Raw genomic sequence first — 22,080 nt, forward strand, 5'->3', positions numbered from 1 at the left:
TTGAATTTTCTGAATATTTAATTTAAGTATCAACTATTCTTGAACTCATTATAGTTTGCTATATAATATTTTGCAATACTATTTTCGAACTTTTCTTTTATTTTATAAATATACATTTTTTAACATGAAAAATAGACTAAAAAACCAACATAGTCATCCATGTTGGTTTTTCCATTTACTATCATGAATTAAAATTTTGCTGCTACTTTTTTAACGTTTTCTAGACCCTCTTCAACAATTTGTTGTGAACGATCTGGATATTGATTGTGTCCTTCAATTACAACTGTCTCTGGATTTGTAATTCCCCAGAATCCAAGTACAGTTGTTACGTAATTAACTGCCATTTCCATAGGAGCCATTTGTTCTGAAGAGTAATCTGAACCACGAGCACCTAACACAACTACTTTCTTACCACCAACTAAACCTTCTGGGCCATTTGCTGTATATTTAAACGTTTTTCCAGCTTGAGATAAGTATGAAATATATGTGATTAATGGTGCTGGTACTGTAAAGTTCCATAATGGGAATGCAAATACAACCTTATCAGCTTCTAAAAACTGATTTAAATATTGATCTACTGTAGCAACTGCCTTCTCCTCTTCAGCTGTTAACTCCATACCTTGGCTACGTTTATATCCACCTGAAATCGCAATATTTCCGTAATAAGGAAGATCTAATGCAAATAAATCTAATTCCGTAATTTCTGTATTTGGATTTGCTTCTTTATAAGTACTTACAAATGTTTCATACATTTTTGAACTAACTGCTTGCTCCGCTGGACGATCGTTTGCTTTTACAAATAATACTTTCGACATTTTTTTATTCCCCTCTACAGTCGTATTTTCTTCTTTTTTACCAAATAATGAGCTAAATAGTCCCATTTTCTTCACCTAATCTTTCTTTTCATATTCATTATTCATCATCATAAAAATTCTTATTCTAAGAAAAAGTTCCAATAGATACCTTAAGTTACACTATTGTACTTTTGTTATTTAATTACCTTATGTAAGTGATTTTAATATAGTTACTAACTTTAGTCAAGTAACTTTTAATAAAAAATAAAATCTCAACTTAAAAACATTAAGTGAAATACAATTGAACACCAAATACATCTTTATTACTTGTATAATAAACTTAGAGAGGAAAATTCATAGATAGAAAGGATTTATTCATGAGCACTATAGAAAAGATTCAAACTTTTATTATTCTTTTTGCTGTTACATGCGGCATCGTACTCGGACAATTTAATATGATACATACGTATTCAGACAAGTTTATTGTTCCCTTCTTATTCTTCATGCTATATGGATTATTCCTCAGCATCCCATTAAAAGAAATAAAAAACGGATTTCGCAATTTAAAATTTGCTGGAACAAGTCTTACTATTAACTTCTTATGGACACCTTTACTCTCTTGGGGGTTAGGGGCACTATTTCTTTCCGATCATCCAGCACTTTGGGTTGGATTTATAATGTTAATGGTTACTCCATGTACAGATTGGTACTTAATCTTTACTGAAATAGCGAAAGGTAATGTAGCACTTTCTACTGCAATTTTACCTGTAAATTTAATTTTGCAAGTTCTACTCCTTCCCATTTATTTATTTTTATTTGCTGGTGTCATGAAAACTGTAGCGGTTTCTGTTTTAGTAGAAAGTATTGTTATCGTAATCGTCTTACCATTTATACTTGCACACGCTACAAAATTCATTATGGATAAAATAAAAAAAGCTGAAACTCTCGAGAATAAACTCATTCCGTTTTTTAGCTCTGCTCAAATTGTATTTTTAAGTTTAGCAATAGTAGCGATGTTTGCATCACAAGGTAAATATTTACTACAAAATATGAATGTTGTTTTATTATTACTCGTTCCTGTTCTATTGTTCTTCATCATTAATTTTTTACTAGGACAATTTATCGGGCGCATGATGCATTTATCTTACAAAGATACAGTAAGTCTAAGCTTAACAACGTTAGCAAGAAACTCACCTGTTGCACTAGCTATCGCTGTGACCGCTTTTCCAGATGAGCCTCTTATCGCACTTGCACTCGTTATTGGACCATTGATTGAGTTACCAGTACTAGCTTGTGTGTCACAAGTTTTGTTGCTTATTAAGAAAAAACGGCAATACGCATAATAAAAAACGTCCCATTTTGGGACGTTTTTTATTATGGAAAGATTACATACAACACTTATTTCTTATTTATCATTACAAATGAAATTACCGAAACTACAAACATAATACTACCAATTATAAATCGATGGGCTCTAAAAATTTTATATGTTATAGAGAATTAACTTTTCGTTACATTAACAGATCCTTTCTAATTAAAAATGATAGGAAACGTAAATATAACGAAAGCTGCCCAAAGTCCGTAGATTGGCAAATACTTCGTAATGGCATCTTGGATAGCTGTCGGTCCTGATTTGTTTTGCAAGAAACGCATATAGGAAAACATAATCCAAATTAGATTTGCCCAGATCAATATGTTTACACCTAAAACAGCTAGTCTATTAGGTGTAATCCCGTAAGATGAAAGTCTAAATACGATGGCTGACAATGCAACAGTGTCAATAATAAGTGCCAGAACAATTAAGGAAAAATTTATATAATCTGAAATGTTCTTTTTCTCGTCCGAGTCACTTTCAACGATAGAAAATATGGTAACAGCCAATACACCAAGGAGTATTCCGTTGAAAGCCATTAGGAAATTGCGATCCAAGAACGGATTTTTCCCGACCCAAATTACCGTTATAAGATAGATAAGCAACGTGATCAGGACGAGAGGACTAAAAATTTTAGATATGTATGGTGTAATATTTTTAGCAAGCTTAAGATTCATTGATACTAAGTATGCAGCCACAATAGCGAGAGCCGCTGCTCCAAATAAAACAACATTACTAAAATAGAATTCTCCTATATCTAAGTCAACAAAGCTAAATAAACGCATGGTGAATATTGCTAGTATCATTCCGCTCACTGCCATGCTCCCGTAGAGAAGACAATATTCTAAATTAAATTTAATATAGGCTAATCTTGTACCGCCTTTTGAATATTCATTTCCTGTAAACGCAAGCCCTACTAAGACCCATAAAAATATAGGAAGATGTAAATACGCAAGTATGGTACTGTCTTTATAATTTATTGGCAACGTATTAAGATACACCCCGGAAACTAGGAATAACGCTATAAGGGAATAAATAATACTTTTTTTCGGCTTATTATTGTAAACAAAATAAGCAGCAATAAAGGGAATTACACCAAAAGCCAAATTAATTGGAGCAATTGCTTCCTGCTCAACAAAGTGGAAAATGATTCTAGTGCTTATGCCGGCCAGAATAGCTAAAAGGCCCATGAATAAGAAACCTTTTTGAAACAAAGATGTTTTTTCTTTATTTACCTTCTCCTTGAAATGCAACCTTTCATACCAAGCACCTAGAATTTGAGAATCAGGGTTTTGGTCCCATGCTTGTGAGAATGCTTTTTTAAAAGCTTTCGGATCTTTTCTATACATCTTCTCCAACTCATGGGGGTTATCCATATGTTTAACAATCAAATTGTTAATGTTCATAGTTATACCTCCTCTAATTTTAAAAATAAGGTTGTTACCTTTTAACAAAAGCACCTCACTCATTTATTATGATTTTGATTTTAATACAAAATTTATCGTTTTACAATAAAAAATTATTATTTAAGGGATTTTTTTTATCGTTAAATTTTATATAAAAGAAAAAACAAAAGAGCATGACAGTTTTATGTCATGCTCTTTTAACAAATTAATTCTCAAATACAAAATTAATCTTATTATCTTTCCACTCTAATTTCGCATCAAACGTTTTCTCGCCCTTTTTAAAGCCTTTAATTAAATCAGTCTTTTCACCTTTTAAGAGCTTTGTCATATTCTTTTGCGAAATTGTTTTACTTAATATCTTCTTTGAAATGGTGAAATCACATTGCGTTGTATTATAGTTAGAACAACCGTAAAACGTTGACTTATCAATTACATCGCCATCACATTTTTTACAGCTACCAACCTTTTTACCCGTTGTAAATTTCGATCCTTTTCGTTCAATCGATTCAACATGTAGTCCCGTGAAATCCCACTTCTCAGACATTTCCACTGCGTCTTCAATAATTTTAGCTGATAGCTTTTTCGTCTGTTCCATAAATGTAGCTGGTGAAGCTGTACCTTCACCAATTTCCGCAAGACGTTGTTCCCATTTCGCAGTCATTTCCGGTGAAGCTAGTATTTTGTCACCAATTGCGGTAATTAATACTTTTCCTTTATCAGTCGCATACACTTGGTTTTTCTTTACATCTATATATTTACGGTCTTTCAGCATCGTAATAATACCCGCGCGGGTCGCTTCCGTACCTAAACCTTCTGTTTTCTTCAATACCTTCTCTAGCTCTTCATTCTCTAAATACTTACCGGCTGTTTTCATTAACGTAATAAGTTGTCCTTCTGTATAACGCTTCGGTGGCTGTGTTTTTCCTTCTTTCACTTTCACCTTTACAACTTTTCCTTCTTCACCTTCAGCTACAATTGGAAGAATGGTTTCGTCATCTTTATCGTCTTGGAAAATAACTTTACGCCAACCTTCTTGAATTTGCTGTTTTCCTTTTGAAATGAATTCAGCGCGTTCATCTACAAGCGTAATGATTGTAGTATAGTCAAAGATTGCAACTTCATAATGAGCTGCAATAAGCCTTCTTACGATCATATCGTATATTTTCTTTTCATCACCTGATAGTCTGCTTGGGTTTGTAACTTGCTCTGTCGGAATAATCGCGTAGTGATCTGTTACTTTCTTTTCATTTACATAACGCTTATTGTTCATAATGGATTCAACCGGAGCCGGTAATAAACCTTTATATTCATCAAACTGACTTAACTTCTGTAAAATATCAGGGAAAGTCGCTGCTTCTCCTTGAGTAACATAGTTAGAATCTGAACGTGGATAAGAAACAATCCCTTTTTGATAGAGTGCTTGCGTTATATCAAGCGTCTTTTTCGGTGAAAACTTAAAGGCTTTATTTGCCGTTGCTTGCAGTGATGATAAGTTGAATAAAAGCGGCGGCTGAAACTCTTTACGCTCCGTTTTCATTTCCTTCACAACAGCCGGTTTCCCTTGGCAAAATGCCGCAATTTTATTCGCCATATCAGGGTCTTTTAAGCGGGATTCATTATCCTTCTCCCATTTCCCGTCATATTTCTTTCCTTCTATATTAAAGGTTGCAAACACTTCCCAGAAAGGCTCTGACTTAAAGTTTTCAATTTCTTTCTCACGCTTTACAATCAATGCTAACGTTGGTGTTTGGACACGACCAGCAGAAAATACATCATTCATTCCTTTTTTCTTTAGCAAAATACTAAACACACGTGATGCATTCATACCAACAACCCAGTCAGCACAAGATCTTGTGTATGCTTCGTAATACGTATTAATTGTATCTGATTCGTCAAGTAAATTTTTAAACCCTTGATAAATAGCTTGCTTCGTTAAAGACGAAATCCATAGACGCTTCATCGGCTTTTGCACGTTACAAAGATTAATAATATTTCGTACGATTAGTTCCCCTTCACGCCCAGCATCGCCTGCGTGAATAATTTCTGTTACCTGTGGATTATGTAACAGCTGTTTCACAACGTTAAATTGCTTATACTTTGACTTTGTTACTTCAAATTGAAAACGCTCTGGAATCATCGGTAATGTATTAAGTGACCATTTTTTCCACTCTGCGTGATAATGCTCTGGATTACATAACTGCGTCAAATGACCAATTGCCCATGTACAGTACGCTCCATTTGGAAATAACTCATTCGCTTCTACTTCTAAATACCCATCTTTCCGGCGATATTTAAATTGTGAAACAAGAGCCAAACCTTGATCTGGTTTCTCGGCAATAATTAATTTCATTTTATAACTCCCTATCTGTATTCCAGTGTTACTTTCATTGTCTATATGTTTAGAAGCGATGATAAAACAACAATCTTATTTATCATTCGCGGTTTGTTTGTCTCGCAAATGGGAGACCTATAATATTATACGCTTATTCTTTATGGCTTCACAATAGAAACTCATAATATAACAATTTCTTTCACATTCTTACAATTAAAAAAGACGCCCTAAAAAATCAAGCGTTCCTTTGCCTACATCTATGAAATTGTGCAGATAATATGCAGATATAAATTATCATAAGTACACATATGATGAAATGAACGATAGGACAAGGAGGTATCATAATGTTTGCTTATACGTTAACTACCTTAACACTTTGCTGTACCTCAATTCTTATTGTATCCAATATTTCTAAACGTAAGGGTACCCTAATGGAGTATATGGTATTTATTATGTCTTTTAGTATGAGTATCGGTTTAAGTATTGGTTTTTATTTAGGCATTCTCTTTAAGGGGGAATTACTATATTCTACTTTACTTGCTATTTTAATTAGTGGTTTTATCGGTTTTTTAGTGGGTCTACGTTTTCACCTATATACTGCTTTAGAAGGAATGTTCTCTGGATTAATGGCAAGTATGATGGGAGCAATGATTACAGAAATGTTAAACGCTCAACAAGCTCATAGTATATTGTTCATTAGCCTTTTACTTACTATAACGATTACTATGTCCTGTGTGATTCAATTGTTATCGGAGAACTTTTCTACTTTTATCCAACGTCGTTTTTTGTTATTCCTTTCAATTAGTGTAGTAATTATCGTTGCCGTATTCGCGACATTCCCAGATCATACTCCTGCACCTTCACCTTCACCTTCACCTGAGCATAATCAACATATACATTAGTACTTGCAACAAAAATGAATAAGCAGCTATCCATAGGATAACTGCTTCCTATTATTCTGGCTTATTAGGAATGTTTTGGTTTGGAACATAGTCAGATTTATAATCTGTATAGTTCACTTCCGTTACCATCCCTGCTGAAGCATGATGTAGGTCGTGACAGTGGAACATCCACTCACCGGGATTGTCTGCTACAAAGGCTACTTCATATTCTTCTCCTGGTTTTAAGTTCAATGTATCTTTTACAATTGGAGAACCTTTTATCGGTTTTCCATCTTTACTCAACACATGGAAGAAGTGACCATGTAAATGCATTGGGTGATCATCCATTTTAGAACGATTTACCAATTTCACTTTTACTAAATCACCCTTTTTCACTTGAATTGGGTCAATATCCGGAAATACCTTTCCGTTAATTGTATATACCATTTCATTTTCATTCATTTGCGTATTTAAGTCCATATTATATGTGGCAGTATACTCTTGATTTAACGTGAAACTACCTAATTTTTTAGCACCATATTTCGTCATATCTAATTTCGCTAATTTTCCCTTTTCGTCTGCTTTATCTTTCATCTCTTTGCTGCCATCATATTCAATAATAGCTTTCATTCCTTTTGCATCTTTATTTTTCGAATGGTCTTCAACATACCATTTCCCAGTATTATTAGCAGTAAATTCAATATCATAACGTTCACCCGGTGCGATTGAAATTACTTTATCCTTTATAACTTTTGGATCGTTTATTGGTTGACCATCTGTCGCAATTACTTTTATATCATGACCGTGAACATGTATATCATGTGATAGATAACCAGCATTAACGAGTCGAAGACGAACTTTATCTCCCTTATTCACTTTCAATGGCACTACTAAATCACCGCTTTTTCCATTGATTGTGAATAAATCATACATACTCATATCATGACCTTCCATCTTCATATTTCCATGGTCCATTGTCATATTGCCAGAATCTTTTTGATCACTGTCCATGTCCATACCAGAATGATCCATGCCGTTCTTATCATCATTCTTTTCCCCATTTTCATTACCTTTAGATTTATTACCTATTTGCCCTTTTGTCATTTCTTTTAACTGCTTATTCATTTCTTCTTTATCTGTAACCCATTCATCCAACAGTAATGTGTAATCTTTATCATATTTTTCCTTTGTATCTTCTACAATGAGCGCTCCATACAAACCTCTATCTAATTGATTTACAGAATCTTGATGCGAGTGATACCAGTACGTTCCTGGTACGTTCGCTTCAAATTCGTAAGTGAAACTTTTTCCTGGTTCAACTGCATCTTGTGTCACGCCTGGAATTCCATCCATGTTATTTGGGACAGGATATCCATGCCAATGAATAGATACTGGTGCAGATAATTCATTTTTTAATGTCACTTTCACCTTTTCACCTTTTTTCACCCGAATTTCTGGACCAGGAGATGAGCCATTAAATGTCCAGACTGGAACAATAACACCGTTACTTAACTTTTGCTTTTCTTCTTTCGCTATTAAAGTAACTTCTGGTCCTTTTTCAACTTTCAATGGTTTTGTAGCTGTTTCAGTCTGTAGTGTTTTTTTATCTTTCATATTTTTATGATCATTTGTTGTATTTGTGGCCAAAGAACATGCAGCAATTAAAAATATTACAGAGACAGTAACGGCTGTTAATACAAATCGCTTCATGGAAAATCCCTCCTTCTTATTTTTCAAAATCATTATAGAAGTTGATTTTCAAGAAAATAAGGAGATGTAATTAGATTTTACGTAACTTAATTGGAAAATTACTAAAAGCGGAGACTTTACAGGAAGCGAATATTTTAGAAAGACAAAATACTTTCCTTGTAACGACTATATTAGCCGTTCTCGTATTTGTTTTGACGTTATTTCTTATGAAACAATAACACTACTATTATTAAATTAAGAAAAATGTAGCTAAAATGCTCTTCACAAAAGAACTTACATTTTTGTATAATAAGAACTAATGTTCTTCACAGACAATGGACTCAAATTACACAAATATATCAAATAGAAGAGGATTGATATACGATGAAAATTGATAGACCAAAAATTTCACCAGAGTTATCTTCAAAGAATTTTCAAGATATTTTTTATGAAGAAGATCCAACATTAGAAGTGTGTGAAATTATAGACTCCACTTTCGAAAATGAATCTGTAGATAGAGTGCGATTGTATGATGCAGTGATAAAGAATTGTAAATTCACTAATACAGACTTTAGCAATATTGATATTACAGATGTTTGTTTTGAAAACTGCGATTTATCAAATGTTAATTTAAGCAATTCTTCTGTTCATAGAGTCGAATTTAAAAACAGTAAATTAATCGGGGTTAATTTTGCAGAATCTAGCTTAGGAAATGTTAAATTTGAGAATTCAATTTTGAATTTAGCGGCATTTGGAAATTCTAAACTAGAAAAAATTATATTTAATGAAACTTCATTAAATAATGCAGATTTTTTTGACTGTAAACTTAAAAAAGTTGAATTCCAATTATGTAGTCTTAATGCAGCTAATTTTGATCAGACATCACTGAAGGGGATAGATATTAGTTCTTCTACCTTTGATACACTTACAGTTTCAGTGAACGATTTAAGAGGATGTAAAGTATCAACATATCAAGCTGTTCAGTTTGCTACTTTATTAGGATTAATAATTAAAGATTAGTATTTCGAAGAAAAGAACCCTATCCCGAATCATGGATTTTTTAATTGTCCACGATTCGAGATAAAGTTCAAATAAATTAGTGATGACTTTTTTATTATTTAACTACAGCTTGGTTTCCTTTTACATGTTCATTATTTACACTCATAAATTCTTCAATTTCTTCAACTTCTCTAATGATATCTTTTGACAAGTTTTCATACCCGTCTTTCGTTACAAGAATGTCATCTTCAATACGAATTCCAATTGATTCTTCTTCAATATAAAGACCAGGTTCAATTGTTATAACCATACCTTCTTCTAACATTCTATCTTTATATGTTCCTACATCATGTGTATCTAAACCAAGGAAATGGCTGACACCATGATAATAGTATTTTGATAACTCTTCATCTTCTTGAATTAAACCAATTGCTTTACACTCTTCTGCCAGTACCTTTTTTGTATGCTCATTTAATGCAGCGAACTTTAATCCCGGCTTAATAATCTCTGTTGTTTCTTTTAATGCTTTTAATACAATATTATAAATTTGTTTTTGACGACTAGAGAATATTCCATTTGCCGGGAATGTATAACTAATATCAGCGTTATAGTAGTCTTTTTGAGCACCTAAATCTAGTAATACTAAGTCACCATTTTGAATTTGTGCATCATTATCTTCATAATGAAGAACTGTAGCATTTTTACCGCTTGCCAAAATTGTATTGAACGCATGATGCTTAATGCCAGATGATTTCAGTGTAAAATCAAATTGAGCTTCTAATTCATACTCCATCATGCCTGCTTTTGCATGCTTAAGTACGTTGTAAATACCGTCTTTCGTTATAGCAATCGCTTCTTTAATAATTTCAATTTCTTCCTCTGTTTTAAATACTCGTAATTCACAAATGTTCGGATATACATTACCAATTGTTACGTGTGGGTATTTTTCTCTTACATGTTTAGCAAATGCTAATGTTTTTGTCTCCGTACCATTCCAATCACGACGTTCTATATCTAAATATAGATGCTTCGCATTTCCTGTAAAAAGTATATTTGACATTGTCTTTTCAAAGCTATCTAAATATACAACTTTCTTTATACCTGAAATTTTCTCTGCTTCTTCGTTAGAAACTGTTTTACCGACCCATTTTTCCATTACTGGATCTGACTTTTCAATGAAAAGTGTTTCTTCAACACTACTTCCAACCTTTTTCAGCATAAAAATAACATTTGGTTCATCGATTCCCGTTAAGTAGTAAAAATTACGATTCGGTACAAATTTATAATGTGCATCAGCTGACATATGCGGTGCTTGTCCCGCAAATAAAATCGTAATAGATCCCTCTGGTAATGTGTTTGCTAATCGTTCTCTATTTTGAGCAAAAAATGTTGATTTCATAATAATCCTCCTAGTGTTCTATGTATGCTTGTGAAACTAATCATCAATACAATTCATTCTATTATTGTTATAATTTTTCGTCAATTTTTAACTTAATTTTAGATAGTATTGACACAAACAACTAAACAAGTTACAATAACTATAAATTAGTAAGCAGCTAATTTATTTTAAAATAAGAGGTGAACAAAATGCAAAACATTTTATTCCGTATTAATGAATTATCAAAAAAAGAAAGAACATCTGGATTAACAGTTGATGAAAAACAAGAACAACAAATGTTGCGCCAAAACTATACAGAAACATTTCGTGGAAGCCTAGATTCCATTTTATTAAATACAAAAATTGTTGATTCTAATGGTCTTAACGTTACACCAGTTGCATTACAAGATGCTCAAATACGTTTAAAATTAAGCAAATGAGTTCCGCGCTAAAGAATTTCAATAAAACATAAACAGAGCTGGATTTCCTATATAGAAATTCCAGCTCTGTTTATTGTCTTTTCTAATTTAGTAAACGAGCGATACATCGCAATTCTCCACGACACAATCATCGCAAATGCAAGTAAGAAAAACATTACGCTTAACTCTGCCAAATCAATTGATTGGCTTAAATATGACTTTAATGCCACGCGTACAGCTAATAAGCCTACTAAAATGAATATGAATGCTTTTGAAGGTTTCATAAATATATGTTCGCCTTTTATTTCGAACTTAGTTGTTTTAATAAGAAAAATAGAGAAAATAAGCCCTATACTAATTGCCTCGACTATTTCTAACGATGTTAATCGAAAGTCAGGTAAAAAGTACATCATCGCGCCTGTACTCATAAAAATTGTTGGCAATATAATTTTCTTTTTCGTTACCGGCTTTTTCGCTGCTTTAAAACGTAGAAACATTACCCAACAGCCATACAAACTGCTACGATACTTGATAAAAGTGCTATCATACTTTCCACTCCTATCTATTTAAATGACTTTTTTAGCAGAATCATAAACCAATAAGTAACTACATGCCATATTATAGAATTTCTTCATTATATTCCTCCTGCTGTAAACTTTCCATATTCACTGCAATCATTTTACGCAAAGTTTATGAACGGAATATGAACAAAAAAGCCATTCTGCAATTAATAATTGCAGAATGGCTTTTTAACTTATTTTAAATCGTCAATTGTGAAAGCACCTGGAAGTAATTGCTCAACAGTCACTTCTTTTTCATCACCTTTTACATTCGTTAATAATACAGGCATTTTCGGATCACAGAATTCAGCAATTACTTGTCTACACGCACCACATGGTGAAATCGGGCCATCAGTTTCTCCTGTAATAACTAAGTAACTAAAATCACGCTCACCTTCTGATACTGCTTTAAATATTGCTGTTCTTTCTGCACAGTTACATAAACCGTAAGAAGCATTTTCTATATTACAACCAGTATAGATTTTCCCTTCTTTCGTAACTAACGCTGCGCCAACAGGAAATTTAGAATACGGAATATACGCTTTCGATAACATCTTGTTTGCTTCTTCAATATATTTTTTCTTATCCATATTATTTCCCCCTCAAAGTAAATGAAATGATGATTAGTCAGTAATAACTGTATGAACTAATTTAGGAGCCACTGCTGTTTCAGCGATAGAGATGTTCTCATAAATTTTTGCTTTTACATCTTCTACATTTTCACGATTTGCGTAGATTGTTACGAATGGCTCGCCTTCTTTTACTGCATCGCCAACTTTTTTACGTAACATTAATCCTACTGCTAAATCGATTTCATCTTCCTTCGTTGCACGACCTGCACCAAGTAACATAGCTGCAATACCAATCTCATCTGCAACAATGTTAGAAATAACACCTGAAGTTTTTGCAGGTACATCAATTACATACTTAGCTTGTGGCATTTTTTCTGGATTGTCTACAATTGAGCTATCTCCGCCTTGATTGCTTAAGAACTCTTTAAATTTCGCAGTTGCTTTTCCGTTTTTCATCACTTCAATTAGCATTTCACGAGCTTCTTCTAACGTATTTGCTTTTTTCGCAAGTACGACCATTTGACTTCCTAATACAAGTACTAATTCTGTTAAATCTTCTGGACCTTCACCTTTTAACGTATCAATCGCTTCTTTCACTTCTAGAGCATTACCAATCGCAAATCCAAGAGGTTGTGACATATCTGAAATAACTGCCATTGTTTGACGTCCTACATTATTTCCGATACGTACCATTGCATGTGCTAATTCTTTTGCATCTTCTTCTGTTTTCATAAATGCACCAGCACCTGTTTTTACATCAAGTACGATTGCATCAGCACCAGCTGCAATTTTTTTACTCATAATTGAACTTGCGATTAAAGGAATTGAGTTAACAGTTCCTGTTACGTCACGTAATGCATAAATCTTTTTATCTGCAGGTGTTAAGTTTCCTGTTTGTCCAATAACAGCTACTTTGTCACGGTTTACAATATCGATGAATTGTTCTTTCGTAATTTCAACGTGGAATCCTTCTACTGCTTCTAATTTATCAATTGTTCCGCCAGTATGTCCTAAACCACGACCAGACATTTTTGCTACTGGTACATCTAAAGCAGCAACTAATGGTCCTAATACCAAAGTTGTTGTATCACCAACACCGCCAGTTGAATGTTTGTCTACTTTAATTCCTTCAATTGCTGATAAGTCGATCGTTTCTCCAGACTCAACCATCGCCATCGTTAAATCTGCACGTTCGCGATCTGTCATATCTTTAAAGAAGATTGCCATTGCAAGCGCACTCACTTGATAATCAGGAATACTTCCGTCTGTATATCCATTAATAAAGAATTTGATTTCTTCAGTCGTTAATTCTTTGCCGTCACGCTTTTTTGCAATAATATCTACCATTCTCATTACAATCACCATTCCTTTTTATATTATATAAATCTATTAAAATAATAAACCAACGATTGTTGCTGATAAGAAACTTACTAACGTTGCACCGAATAGTAATTTCAAACCAAATCTTGCGACTACATTCCCTTGCTTTTCATTTAAGCTCTTAACTGCTCCTGCAATAATCCCAATTGAAGAGAAGTTTGCAAATGAAACTAAGAATACAGAGATAATCGCTGTCGTTCTATCTGAGAAATTAAAGTTTCCTTGTGCTAAATCTGTCATAGCAACAAATTCATTTGATACTAATTTTGTTGCCATAATATTTCCGGCATTAACTGCTTCATGCCATGGAACACCCATAATAAATGCAAATGGTGCAAATACATAACCAAGAATTTCTTGGAATGAAATACCGATTATACCTTTAAATACTGCATTAATGAATGCGATAAGAGCTACGAAACCAATTAACATAGCTGCTACTGTAATCGCAACTTTAAATCCATCAATAATGTATTCCCCTAATACTTCAAAGAAGGTCTTCTTCTCTTCTTCTTGTACTTCTAACATATCTTCTTCCTCAGTAACTTCATATGGGTTAATGATAGAAGCAATGATGAAGCCACCGAATAAGTTAAGCACTAAAGCGGTTACAACATATTGTGGTTTTAATAACACCATATATGATCCAACGATAGACATAGAAACTGTAGACATTGCTGATGCACATAATGTATACATTCTTTTCTCTGGCAATAACCCTAGTTGTTTCTTAACTGAAATAAATACTTCAGATTGTCCTAAAATCGCAGATGCAACAGCGTTATATGATTCTAGTTTCCCCATTCCATTTACTTTACTTAATGCTAGACCGATAGATTTCACAATAATAGGTAATACTTTAATATGTTGCAAAATACCTATTAAGGCTGATATAAATACGATTGGCATTAATACACTTAAAAAGAACGAAAACTCTTTTTGATTTACTAATCCACCAAATACGAAATTCACACCGTCAGCGGCATATTTTAATAGCTCTCCAAAACCATCTGCTATTCCGCTAATTAATATATTCCCTATACTTGTATTTAATAATAAAAACCCCAAAATGAATTGTAATATAACCATCGTTATGATTGGGCGATATTTGACTTTCTTTCTATCATTACTAGCAAGCCAAGCGATACCTAAAATCAATACGAGGCCAAAAACACCGATTAAGTATTTCATAAGCCGTTTCCTCCCATTCGTATCCGCTTACATTTTTTCAATTATTAAAGCAATAGATATACTCTAAACGTATATCTATTGCTTTAACCTTTTATCAATTAGTAGTTATCTGTAGCACCTTTTGCATCATTTAATACGATTGCAACACTAGCACTTGCTCCAACGCGAGAAGCTCCAGCAGCTACCATTTTGTCTGCATCTTCACGTGTACGAACACCGCCAGATGCTTTTACACCAACGTTTGGTCCTACTGTTTTACGCATTAATGCGATATCTTCAGCAGTTGCTCCGCCAGTTGAGAATCCAGTTGAAGTTTTTACGAAATCAGCACCAGCTTTTACTGATAATTCACAAGCGCGTACTTTTTCTTCATCTGTTAATAGGCAAGTTTCAATGATTACTTTTACAAGAGCTTTTCCTTTTGCTGCTTGTACTACTTCATAAATATCTTTTTCAACAAGTTCGTTGTCGCCATCTTTTAAAGCACCTACGTTGATTACCATATCAACTTCAGTTGCACCTTTTGCGATAGCATCTTTTGTTTCAAATGCTTTTGTTTCAGTCGTGCTTGCTCCTAATGGGAAACCGATTACAGTACAAACGTCTACATCATGTCCAGCTAGTTCATCAGCCGCTAATTTTACCCATGTTGGGTTAATACAAACAGAAGCGAATTTATATTCCTTTGCTTCTTCGATTACTTTCATAACATCTTCTTTAGTAGTATTAGCTTTTAAAATTGTATGGTCAATTAACTTTGCAATGTTCATTATCTTCACTCCTCATATCTTTTAACAACTTCATTCTAACTCTTAGTTGAACAAATGTAAATATACTTTTGAAATTTTGTTCATTCTTTTTTAAAAGGAATTTTCTTGTAGTAAGTAAAGCTCATTCTAACTAAGAAACACTTCTCATTTAAAATCAAAACTTTTATATTAACAATGGTAGTATGTATCTCTATATCCAGAATTATTTTTAAAGAGGCAATTTGTGTTCAAAAAAACACGTATCATTCATACATAACAAAATAAAAGGCATTCTCAAAATTAACATTTTGAGAACGCCTTTTATTTCTAATCTTTTTGATAATGCAACAATTCTTTTGCTGTATGCTGATCGATAATTAATACATTTGCATACCCGCCACGTAACGCACCATCAATTGCTTTTATTTTTCTATTACCACCTGCAACTAAAATAGAGCGTTTCTTTAATTTCAGTTCCTCTAACTCAATTCCAATGGTACGCTTATTGATTTCTTCGCTACTAATATTTCCGTCTCCATCAAAGAAACGTGAACAAATGTCACCGACCGATTGTTTTTTGAGTAAATTTGTTTCATCCTTATCGAAATAACCTAATCGGAATAATAGCGCTTCGTCTCGCACTGTTCCTACAGTAAAAATTGCAATATTCGCTTGTTTTCCCATTTCGATAATGTGATGAATATGTCGATCCTGCTCCACTAATTCTTTTGTCACTGCATTATCAAATATAACTGGAAGAGGTAGATTTCTTGGCGTCGTTTGAAAAGCATCTGCAAATAAAGCTATCGTCTCATTCGCATATGTATTTACACTTGAATGACTAATACCACCTTTTAGCTGGACAACCTCTACCCCTTTTACATGTTGCGGTACGATTTTTCTAGCGATTTCATACATAGTCATGCCCCAGCTTACACCAACAATATCACCGTTTTTAACCGTCTTTTCCATATACTCAGCAGCATATTTACTTATATACTCTGTAATCGTTGCATATTCCGGCACTGGAGAAAATACAACATGTGCCTCTAACAAGTTGTACTTTTCTTTCAGTAAATTCCCAACGTTATCTAAATCCGCAAATGGATCAGCGATGCTAATTTGAACAAACCCTTTTTCTTTCGCGTACTTTAACAATCTAGAAATCGTCGGTCTTGAAATATTTAATTTGTTAGCAATTTCTTGCTGACTATAATCTGATTGATAATATAATCTTGCAACTTCAACGCTTAATTGTTGTTTATCTTTTTCCATAGTAACTCATTACAAATCCCTTCCTGTATTTCCCTTTCGTTACAAGCATTATACAGCTTTATGCAAAAAAATTCGACTACCGAATTTTATCTAACTGAACTTCTATTCCACTTAATATATATAATGAAAACTTATTGTGTAGATTTACAAACTCAATATAGATACGCTTGAAACATGTAAATCGATTAACATTTAATTCACATTTTTTCTGCAGTAACAATAACAAGGCCGTTCAAGTTGTATATGAGGCTTAGGATATCAAAGACTATTTTTTCTCCTATCTATGGCATTTTCGCCCTTTTTTCTATAATGGATTGAACTGATGAAGTAATAATTCGATTATCTAGAATACAAATGCTCTACAGAACAAAGAATATAGATTATGTATCCATGGAGATATAATCCCAATCTTCATTTTTATAATTGATTAGCCAAAACAAGCCTCTTCGTCTTTCAATAACAATACTTTCATGCATACCTGCAGTTGCTTCTCTCGCATTAATTCTATCATGTACACAAGCCCAATGAAGCCGATAAATAAGGTCGGCCTCGTCCAAAATTTCTTCTGCATTTCGCAATTTTGTTTTTTGATAAAATTCATTAAAAGAACTACAATCAGAAACAAGTTTAATTGCATAATGACAGTCACAGATTTCTCTTGGGAATTTCAGTGTATTCACGAGGCCTATTGACCAAAGCAAAACCCATTGGGCTTCATACTGCCATGCAATCTGTATTGCTTCTTTCTCATCAGGTTCCTCTGAATTCAGAAAATTCCTTTCCTGCATCGTTAATGATTCAACCACATCAAATTGATTCAGCAGCTCCATGACGAACTCTTTGGAAGTTTTCAAATCTCCTTCTTGGACAACATCACAAGCATATTGTATGACAATCAACAAAGCTACTGCTCTCTTCGTAATCTCTTCTCGGCTTCTTAACTGAATACTTGTCAAAGGAGGCAATTGAGGCAATCCTTCTATATATGGAATCCCTTTATCTTGCAGATAGCTTATCGATTTCTGTTTTCTTTTCTCCCCATCGGTAGAAGTACTATTCTGTCCCCTTATTTTGTTCGTACATGCTTGAGGAGTAAATTCTGAAGGACCAGAGGATCCATCCGGAAATACAATTACTTTTCCATCCTTCCCGATGAGAGTTCGATCAGGAATAAAACCAATACCGTTCACCTCATTAAGTAATTTAAGAAACAGCTCCACGTATTCATCACTATAATCCTTCTTCGTCTCTATAGCGATTATGGTATTAATTACAGAAATCTGTGCCAAAACCATCTTCTTAAGATGTTCTTCTTGAAATTCGATTTGATCGTACATGTGCATCATTCCAGGAATATTATTGAAAAAATAATCAGGAGATGATTCTTCAGAATCCACCCGAATAATAATTTTATTTTTGCCAAATAGTCTTTTCGATTGAATCGTATATTCATTTTTATTGCGTTCAACCTTAAACCCATTTTGAAAAACTTGAGTAATGAAACCTTCTATATCACTTGTATCATTCCTTGATGCAAATATCGTAAAAAATTTCAATTTTCCCCCTCCTCTAATTCTTATATTCTTCTTAGCTATAAACTTAGAAAAACAAAATAACATAAGTTTTTTAACATATGATACATAATTAGTATATTAAAACAGCTTTTTCATTATGGCTTGCTCTTCAACTAAAGTTCGTATTAGTGAAATAATCCAAACAACGTGTAAAAGCTCCCTTTGCTAAAGTCTATTCAAATACCCCTTATAAACAGAAGTTACTATTTATAAGGGGTATTTACTCAATTTAATTTTATAAAAATTGGATGGAAACAATGCAAGTTCTCACTTATTTAGAATAAGTGAAAAGATGATGTTTTATTTGTTCAATAAAATAATGATGGTGTATATTATCATTAGATACTCGACTTGCCATAATAGCCCCCTCCATTGAAGAGGCAAGAAAGGAAGCGAGTGATATAACCTCTATATCTTCTTTAAGTTCTTGTTTCTCTATTCCTTCTTTTATGAGAGAAGCCATTAACATTACTGTATCATCATAACCTTTTGCTGCTGCTTTTTGTAATTCTGGAAATACTCCAGTACTTTCAATGGCACTATTAAGTAATGGACAGCCTCCAGCAATAGGAGGATTATTAGCTGCATCTTGATATACAAGGAAAATTGCAAGGATTTTATCAATTGCTGTCTTTTTATTTTCCATTGCTTTATGAAAATGACTCCACATAATCTCACCACTTTTGTCGTAGGCAGCAAGGACAATTTCTTCTTTACTTTTGAATCTACGATAAATAGATCCTTTAGGTAGTTCAGTAGCTGTCATTATATCCTGGATGGATGTGCGAGTTATCCCATTAGTATTAAATAAATATAAAGATGTTTCAATAATTTTTTCTTTAACCTTATCAACTTTAGTCATGCTTTGTAATCCTCCTAATAAAAACGAGCTTAATATTCCAGGTGATATTTACCATCTATTTTCTTGAATTTTTTTGTAAGTATAAAGAAGTTTGGAGCGAAAATATCTTATCAACCCCTATATTATGTGAACCTCAAACAATACAGTTTGAAAAGAGATTAATCAAATTGTATTATCTATATCATTCAAATGAATTTTCTGTCAAAATTAACATGACCAATTATTTAATTCAGTCATGTTATACAACTAATTTCACCTAACTTCGTAGTAGGTGTAAAAATATATAGTTAATTTTAATGTATAGACATATGATTATTATATATAATTTTTATTAATATGTTTAGCTAAAGTGTTTGAACTACTCCCACTTTCACTTCATTCTATAAAAGATTAACCATTAATGATTACTGGAATTAAATTGTAACAAAGCAACTGAAATATAAATATATTTGCTTTTTTCCATTTTGATTTTGTTAATACTTTATAAAAAGGGTTTAAAAAACTAGAAACTTGTAGTATCATTAGATTTCGATTCGGACCGAACCGTCCGGTTTAGAATCTTATATAAATATATTTAGAAGGAGATCGTTATGCAGAAAGAAAAATCAAAAATTATAGGTAATTTAATTATGGGGGCAATACAGTGAACTTTATAAAAATGAATAAAAAAGAAATTATTATGCTAATAATCTTTACACTGTTTGTACCATTTCAAATTGGCTTGTACATATTATTTGGCATATCACTTTTAGCTAATGTCAATTTAATTGAATCAGAATTTGTTCTTAGTGCCATCGGTTTTACTGTACCTGCTATTGTAGGAATCATTTGCTTTAGGAAAGAAATTATTGAAAGTTTTACTTATTTTAAAGAGAAGACAATTTTGAAAATAGTAAGTATTCCTATGGTAGTTTTATTTACGTTAATTGTGGAACAGTGTGTTATGCATTTTCTAGCAACTGGTCAACCAGAGAACCAAGAGCAGCTCCTTGAAACGGGTGCAAAGGTACCTCTTGTATTTACATTGCTTGTATTTGGTATTCTGGGTCCAATACTTGAAGAAATTGTATTTCGCCACATATTAATAAATCGTTTTTCTTACCATATTGGTACTGCTATTGCATCTATCATTTCGATTATGATTTTTACACTTCTTCATACGAACCAACTTTCGGATATTGCTATTTATTTACCTGGATCGTTGATACTTACTGCGGCTTATCTTATTTCTAAAAGATCCATTGCATATGTTATAGCGATACACATGTTAAACAATTGCCTTGGTTTCATTCTGTAAGAAACCAGACTTGTTTCTGATGCCAAAAATATTCTATGTTTCTATCAAGCATTTTTGGCACCAGAACTACTTTTTCTATGACATAAGAAAGCTAATCAAAAATTATAAGATATTAGGAGAGTGTCAGTCATGATTGTAACAACAACTTCTGGAATTCAAGGTAAAGAGATTATTGAGTATATTGATATTGTAAATGGTGAAGCTATTATGGGTGCAAATATTGTCCGCGATGTATTCGCTTCCGTTCGTGATGTTGTCGGCGGCCGTGTTGGTGCTTATGAAAGTAAACTAAAAGACGCTCGTGATATTGCAATGGGCGAAATGAAAGAACTTGCAAAAGAAAAAGGTGCGAACGCTATCGTTGGTATTGACGTAGATTACGAAGTTGTTCGTGATGGAATGTTAATGGTTGCTGTCAGTGGTACAGCTGTACGTATATAAGTAAATAAAAAAAAACGGTTCCTCCCTTGGAATTTATACTTTGATGGGAGATCCTGGTTCTGTTGCAGATTTTAAAGAATAAAACGAGAAATAATCAACTTTTTTATTTCTCGTTTTATCTACATATTTATTTTTGGAAAAACAATCTAACTCCAAATACTAATAATATGGCGCCTGTAATACCCTCTATTGTACGGTTCACTCTTTCTTTTCTTAAAAAAGTTCTTAATTGACGTATGAGTGAGATGTAAAGTAAATACCATATTGCTGTCAAAGTCGTAAATGTGACTCCTAATAAAAGAAATTGGAGGAAATGATTTTGATTACTCACAATAAATTGGGGTAAAAAACTAAGGAAAAATACAGCGGTTTTTGGATTTAAAATTGCCGTAGTAAATCCTTGTCTAAAGCTTTTAATTGCCCCAATATCCTTAGAGTCCATTTCTGCTGAACCTGACATATCTTCTTTTTTATGTAAGGCACTTTTAATTGACTTTACAGCTAAATAAATTAAATAAACAGCCCCAGCATATTTTATAAATGTAAATAACATAGCAAATTTCATTAAGATAGCAGAAAGTCCTAACGTAGCCATTATTGTATGAATCATCATTCCAGATATCGTTCCTAAAACAGTCTTTATCCCGCCATTTTTACCATGCGAGATAGTATTTTTTGTAACTAGTGCAAAACCAGGACCAGGCATCATTATGATTAGCATTGCTGTAAGGATAAATAATAGATAATTTTCCATGTTGTAGTATTTCCTCTCCAATTTTTAGTTTTGCTTACAGTATAGCTTTTTTCATTAAAACATTACATATAAAAGACTTGATCAGAAATTTATTTAGGTTATTCGTATCAATTTGATTAAATATTACCCAATAGCCACATTGATAAAACACATGA

The 22,080-nt window shown here is 32.9% G+C and carries 19 protein-coding genes and 1 pseudogene; 6 read left to right on the top strand and 14 right to left on the bottom strand.

The annotated features are described in order from the left end of the window. Nucleotides 1–188 precede the first annotated feature (188 nt). A complete protein-coding gene (locus tag F3I02_RS04990; protein ID WP_000522529.1) occupies nucleotides 189–881 on the bottom strand; it encodes an FMN-dependent NADH-azoreductase in 693 nt (230 codons plus the stop codon). 290 nt (nucleotides 882–1,171) lie between these two features. Here F3I02_RS04990 and F3I02_RS04995 point away from each other — a divergent pair, with 290 nt between their 5' ends. Beyond that, a complete protein-coding gene (locus F3I02_RS04995) occupies nucleotides 1,172–2,137 on the top strand; it encodes an arsenic resistance protein (protein WP_000103819.1) in 966 nt (321 codons plus the stop codon). A gap of 187 nt (nucleotides 2,138–2,324) precedes the next feature. Here the strand turns inward: F3I02_RS04995 and F3I02_RS05000 are convergent, their stop codons facing one another. Further along, entirely contained in the window at nucleotides 2,325–3,572 is a 1,248-nt protein-coding gene (locus F3I02_RS05000; protein WP_001024707.1) for a DUF4153 domain-containing protein, read from the bottom strand. A 205-nt stretch (nucleotides 3,573–3,777) separates the two neighbouring features. After that, nucleotides 3,778–5,922 carry a DNA topoisomerase III gene (gene topB, locus F3I02_RS05005; RefSeq protein WP_000766769.1) on the bottom strand — a complete coding sequence of 715 codons (2,145 nt, stop codon included), beginning with the start codon at nucleotides 5,920–5,922 and terminating at the stop codon, nucleotides 3,778–3,780. Nucleotides 5,923–6,248: 326 nt separating this feature from the next. On the opposite strand from topB, the gene F3I02_RS05010 reads away from it, so the two are divergent. Continuing rightward, a complete protein-coding gene (locus F3I02_RS05010) occupies nucleotides 6,249–6,806 on the top strand; it encodes a hypothetical protein (RefSeq protein ID WP_196477712.1) in 558 nt (185 codons plus the stop codon). A 51-nt stretch (nucleotides 6,807–6,857) separates the two neighbouring features. Here F3I02_RS05010 and F3I02_RS05015 read toward each other — a convergent pair whose 3' ends face one another. Further along, nucleotides 6,858–8,495, bottom strand: coding sequence for a multicopper oxidase family protein (locus F3I02_RS05015; RefSeq protein ID WP_131249784.1), 1,638 nt, complete (start codon nucleotides 8,493–8,495; stop codon nucleotides 6,858–6,860). 363 nt (nucleotides 8,496–8,858) lie between these two features. On the opposite strand from F3I02_RS05015, the gene F3I02_RS05020 reads away from it, so the two are divergent. Continuing rightward, a complete protein-coding gene (locus F3I02_RS05020; protein WP_046945395.1) occupies nucleotides 8,859–9,494 on the top strand; it encodes a pentapeptide repeat-containing protein in 636 nt (211 codons plus the stop codon). Between the two features lie 94 nt (nucleotides 9,495–9,588). Here F3I02_RS05020 and F3I02_RS05025 read toward each other — a convergent pair whose 3' ends face one another. After that, entirely contained in the window at nucleotides 9,589–10,872 is a 1,284-nt protein-coding gene (locus F3I02_RS05025; RefSeq protein WP_196477713.1) for an aminopeptidase P family protein, read from the bottom strand. Nucleotides 10,873–11,060: 188 nt separating this feature from the next. On the opposite strand from F3I02_RS05025, the gene F3I02_RS05030 reads away from it, so the two are divergent. Beyond that, nucleotides 11,061–11,291: a DUF896 domain-containing protein gene (locus F3I02_RS05030; RefSeq protein WP_001179618.1), complete on the top strand. Its 231-nt coding sequence runs from the start codon at nucleotides 11,061–11,063 to the stop codon at nucleotides 11,289–11,291. 47 nt (nucleotides 11,292–11,338) lie between these two features. On the opposite strand, the pseudogene F3I02_RS05035 reads toward F3I02_RS05030, so the two are convergent. From F3I02_RS05035 to F3I02_RS05070, 8 genes and pseudogenes are all read right to left on the bottom strand, one after another. Then, nucleotides 11,339–11,817: pseudogene (locus F3I02_RS05035) on the bottom strand (CcdC family protein). 207 nt (nucleotides 11,818–12,024) lie between these two features. Continuing rightward, entirely contained in the window at nucleotides 12,025–12,420 is a 396-nt protein-coding gene (locus tag F3I02_RS05040) for a cytidine deaminase (protein ID WP_000358533.1), read from the bottom strand. Between the two features lie 33 nt (nucleotides 12,421–12,453). Then, nucleotides 12,454–13,755 carry a pyrimidine-nucleoside phosphorylase gene (locus tag F3I02_RS05045; RefSeq protein ID WP_002093946.1) on the bottom strand — a complete coding sequence of 434 codons (1,302 nt, stop codon included), beginning with the start codon at nucleotides 13,753–13,755 and terminating at the stop codon, nucleotides 12,454–12,456. Between the two features lie 36 nt (nucleotides 13,756–13,791). Continuing rightward, nucleotides 13,792–14,973 (bottom strand): NupC/NupG family nucleoside CNT transporter, encoded by a 1,182-nt coding sequence (locus F3I02_RS05050; RefSeq protein WP_074594122.1) that lies wholly within the window; start codon nucleotides 14,971–14,973, stop codon nucleotides 13,792–13,794. 98 nt (nucleotides 14,974–15,071) lie between these two features. Further along, nucleotides 15,072–15,743, bottom strand: coding sequence for a deoxyribose-phosphate aldolase (gene deoC, locus F3I02_RS05055; protein ID WP_001017441.1), 672 nt, complete (start codon nucleotides 15,741–15,743; stop codon nucleotides 15,072–15,074). Nucleotides 15,744–16,049: 306 nt separating this feature from the next. After that, nucleotides 16,050–16,997 (bottom strand): DNA-binding transcriptional repressor DeoR, encoded by a 948-nt coding sequence (locus F3I02_RS05060; protein ID WP_000409780.1) that lies wholly within the window; start codon nucleotides 16,995–16,997, stop codon nucleotides 16,050–16,052. A 380-nt stretch (nucleotides 16,998–17,377) separates the two neighbouring features. Beyond that, nucleotides 17,378–18,553: a DUF4272 domain-containing protein gene (locus F3I02_RS05065; protein WP_131249782.1), complete on the bottom strand. Its 1,176-nt coding sequence runs from the start codon at nucleotides 18,551–18,553 to the stop codon at nucleotides 17,378–17,380. Between the two features lie 289 nt (nucleotides 18,554–18,842). Next, the gene (locus tag F3I02_RS05070; protein ID WP_000169651.1) at nucleotides 18,843–19,433 is read right to left on the bottom strand and encodes a TetR/AcrR family transcriptional regulator; all 591 of its coding nucleotides are present in this window, start codon (nucleotides 19,431–19,433) and stop codon (nucleotides 18,843–18,845) included. Between the two features lie 643 nt (nucleotides 19,434–20,076). Between F3I02_RS05070 and F3I02_RS05075 the strand changes: the two genes are divergently transcribed. Both F3I02_RS05075 and F3I02_RS05080 read left to right on the top strand, forming a co-directional pair. Beyond that, complete coding sequence (locus F3I02_RS05075) at nucleotides 20,077–20,730, top strand: CPBP family intramembrane glutamic endopeptidase (protein WP_131249780.1); 654 nt, start codon at nucleotides 20,077–20,079, stop codon at nucleotides 20,728–20,730. A gap of 129 nt (nucleotides 20,731–20,859) precedes the next feature. Further along, nucleotides 20,860–21,171 carry a heavy metal-binding domain-containing protein gene (locus F3I02_RS05080; RefSeq protein WP_000637518.1) on the top strand — a complete coding sequence of 104 codons (312 nt, stop codon included), beginning with the start codon at nucleotides 20,860–20,862 and terminating at the stop codon, nucleotides 21,169–21,171. Nucleotides 21,172–21,298: 127 nt separating this feature from the next. On the opposite strand, the gene F3I02_RS05085 is transcribed toward F3I02_RS05080, so the two are convergent. After that, nucleotides 21,299–21,925 carry a LysE family translocator gene (locus F3I02_RS05085; protein ID WP_000433000.1) on the bottom strand — a complete coding sequence of 209 codons (627 nt, stop codon included), beginning with the start codon at nucleotides 21,923–21,925 and terminating at the stop codon, nucleotides 21,299–21,301. Between the last annotated feature and the right edge of the window lie 155 nt (nucleotides 21,926–22,080).

This window comes from Bacillus sp. SRB3LM (assembly GCF_015712745.1).
Taxonomy (GTDB): Bacteria; Bacillota; Bacilli; order Bacillales; family Bacillaceae_G; genus Bacillus_A; species Bacillus_A thuringiensis_K.

What these genes read in the sequence shown, in the direction of transcription:
- F3I02_RS04990 (WP_000522529.1), bottom strand. Translation starts at nt 881, where the DNA reads ATGGGACTATTTAGCTCATTATTTGGTAAAAAAGAAGAAAATACGACT.
- F3I02_RS04995 (WP_000103819.1), top strand. Translation starts at nt 1,172, where the DNA reads ATGAGCACTATAGAAAAGATTCAAACTTTTATTATTCTTTTTGCTGTT.
- F3I02_RS05000 (WP_001024707.1), bottom strand. Translation starts at nt 3,572, where the DNA reads ATGAACATTAACAATTTGATTGTTAAACATATGGATAACCCCCATGAG.
- topB (WP_000766769.1), bottom strand. Translation starts at nt 5,922, where the DNA reads ATGAAATTAATTATTGCCGAGAAACCAGATCAAGGTTTGGCTCTTGTT.
- F3I02_RS05010 (WP_196477712.1), top strand. Translation starts at nt 6,249, where the DNA reads ATGTTTGCTTATACGTTAACTACCTTAACACTTTGCTGTACCTCAATT.
- F3I02_RS05015 (WP_131249784.1), bottom strand. Translation starts at nt 8,495, where the DNA reads ATGAAGCGATTTGTATTAACAGCCGTTACTGTCTCTGTAATATTTTTA.
- F3I02_RS05020 (WP_046945395.1), top strand. Translation starts at nt 8,859, where the DNA reads ATGAAAATTGATAGACCAAAAATTTCACCAGAGTTATCTTCAAAGAAT.
- F3I02_RS05025 (WP_196477713.1), bottom strand. Translation starts at nt 10,872, where the DNA reads ATGAAATCAACATTTTTTGCTCAAAATAGAGAACGATTAGCAAACACA.
- F3I02_RS05030 (WP_001179618.1), top strand. Translation starts at nt 11,061, where the DNA reads ATGCAAAACATTTTATTCCGTATTAATGAATTATCAAAAAAAGAAAGA.
- F3I02_RS05040 (WP_000358533.1), bottom strand. Translation starts at nt 12,420, where the DNA reads ATGGATAAGAAAAAATATATTGAAGAAGCAAACAAGATGTTATCGAAA.
- F3I02_RS05045 (WP_002093946.1), bottom strand. Translation starts at nt 13,755, where the DNA reads ATGAGAATGGTAGATATTATTGCAAAAAAGCGTGACGGCAAAGAATTA.
- F3I02_RS05050 (WP_074594122.1), bottom strand. Translation starts at nt 14,973, where the DNA reads ATGAAATACTTAATCGGTGTTTTTGGCCTCGTATTGATTTTAGGTATC.
- deoC (WP_001017441.1), bottom strand. Translation starts at nt 15,743, where the DNA reads ATGAACATTGCAAAGTTAATTGACCATACAATTTTAAAAGCTAATACT.
- F3I02_RS05060 (WP_000409780.1), bottom strand. Translation starts at nt 16,997, where the DNA reads ATGGAAAAAGATAAACAACAATTAAGCGTTGAAGTTGCAAGATTATAT.
- F3I02_RS05070 (WP_000169651.1), bottom strand. Translation starts at nt 19,433, where the DNA reads ATGACTAAAGTTGATAAGGTTAAAGAAAAAATTATTGAAACATCTTTA.
- F3I02_RS05080 (WP_000637518.1), top strand. Translation starts at nt 20,860, where the DNA reads ATGATTGTAACAACAACTTCTGGAATTCAAGGTAAAGAGATTATTGAG.
- F3I02_RS05085 (WP_000433000.1), bottom strand. Translation starts at nt 21,925, where the DNA reads ATGGAAAATTATCTATTATTTATCCTTACAGCAATGCTAATCATAATG.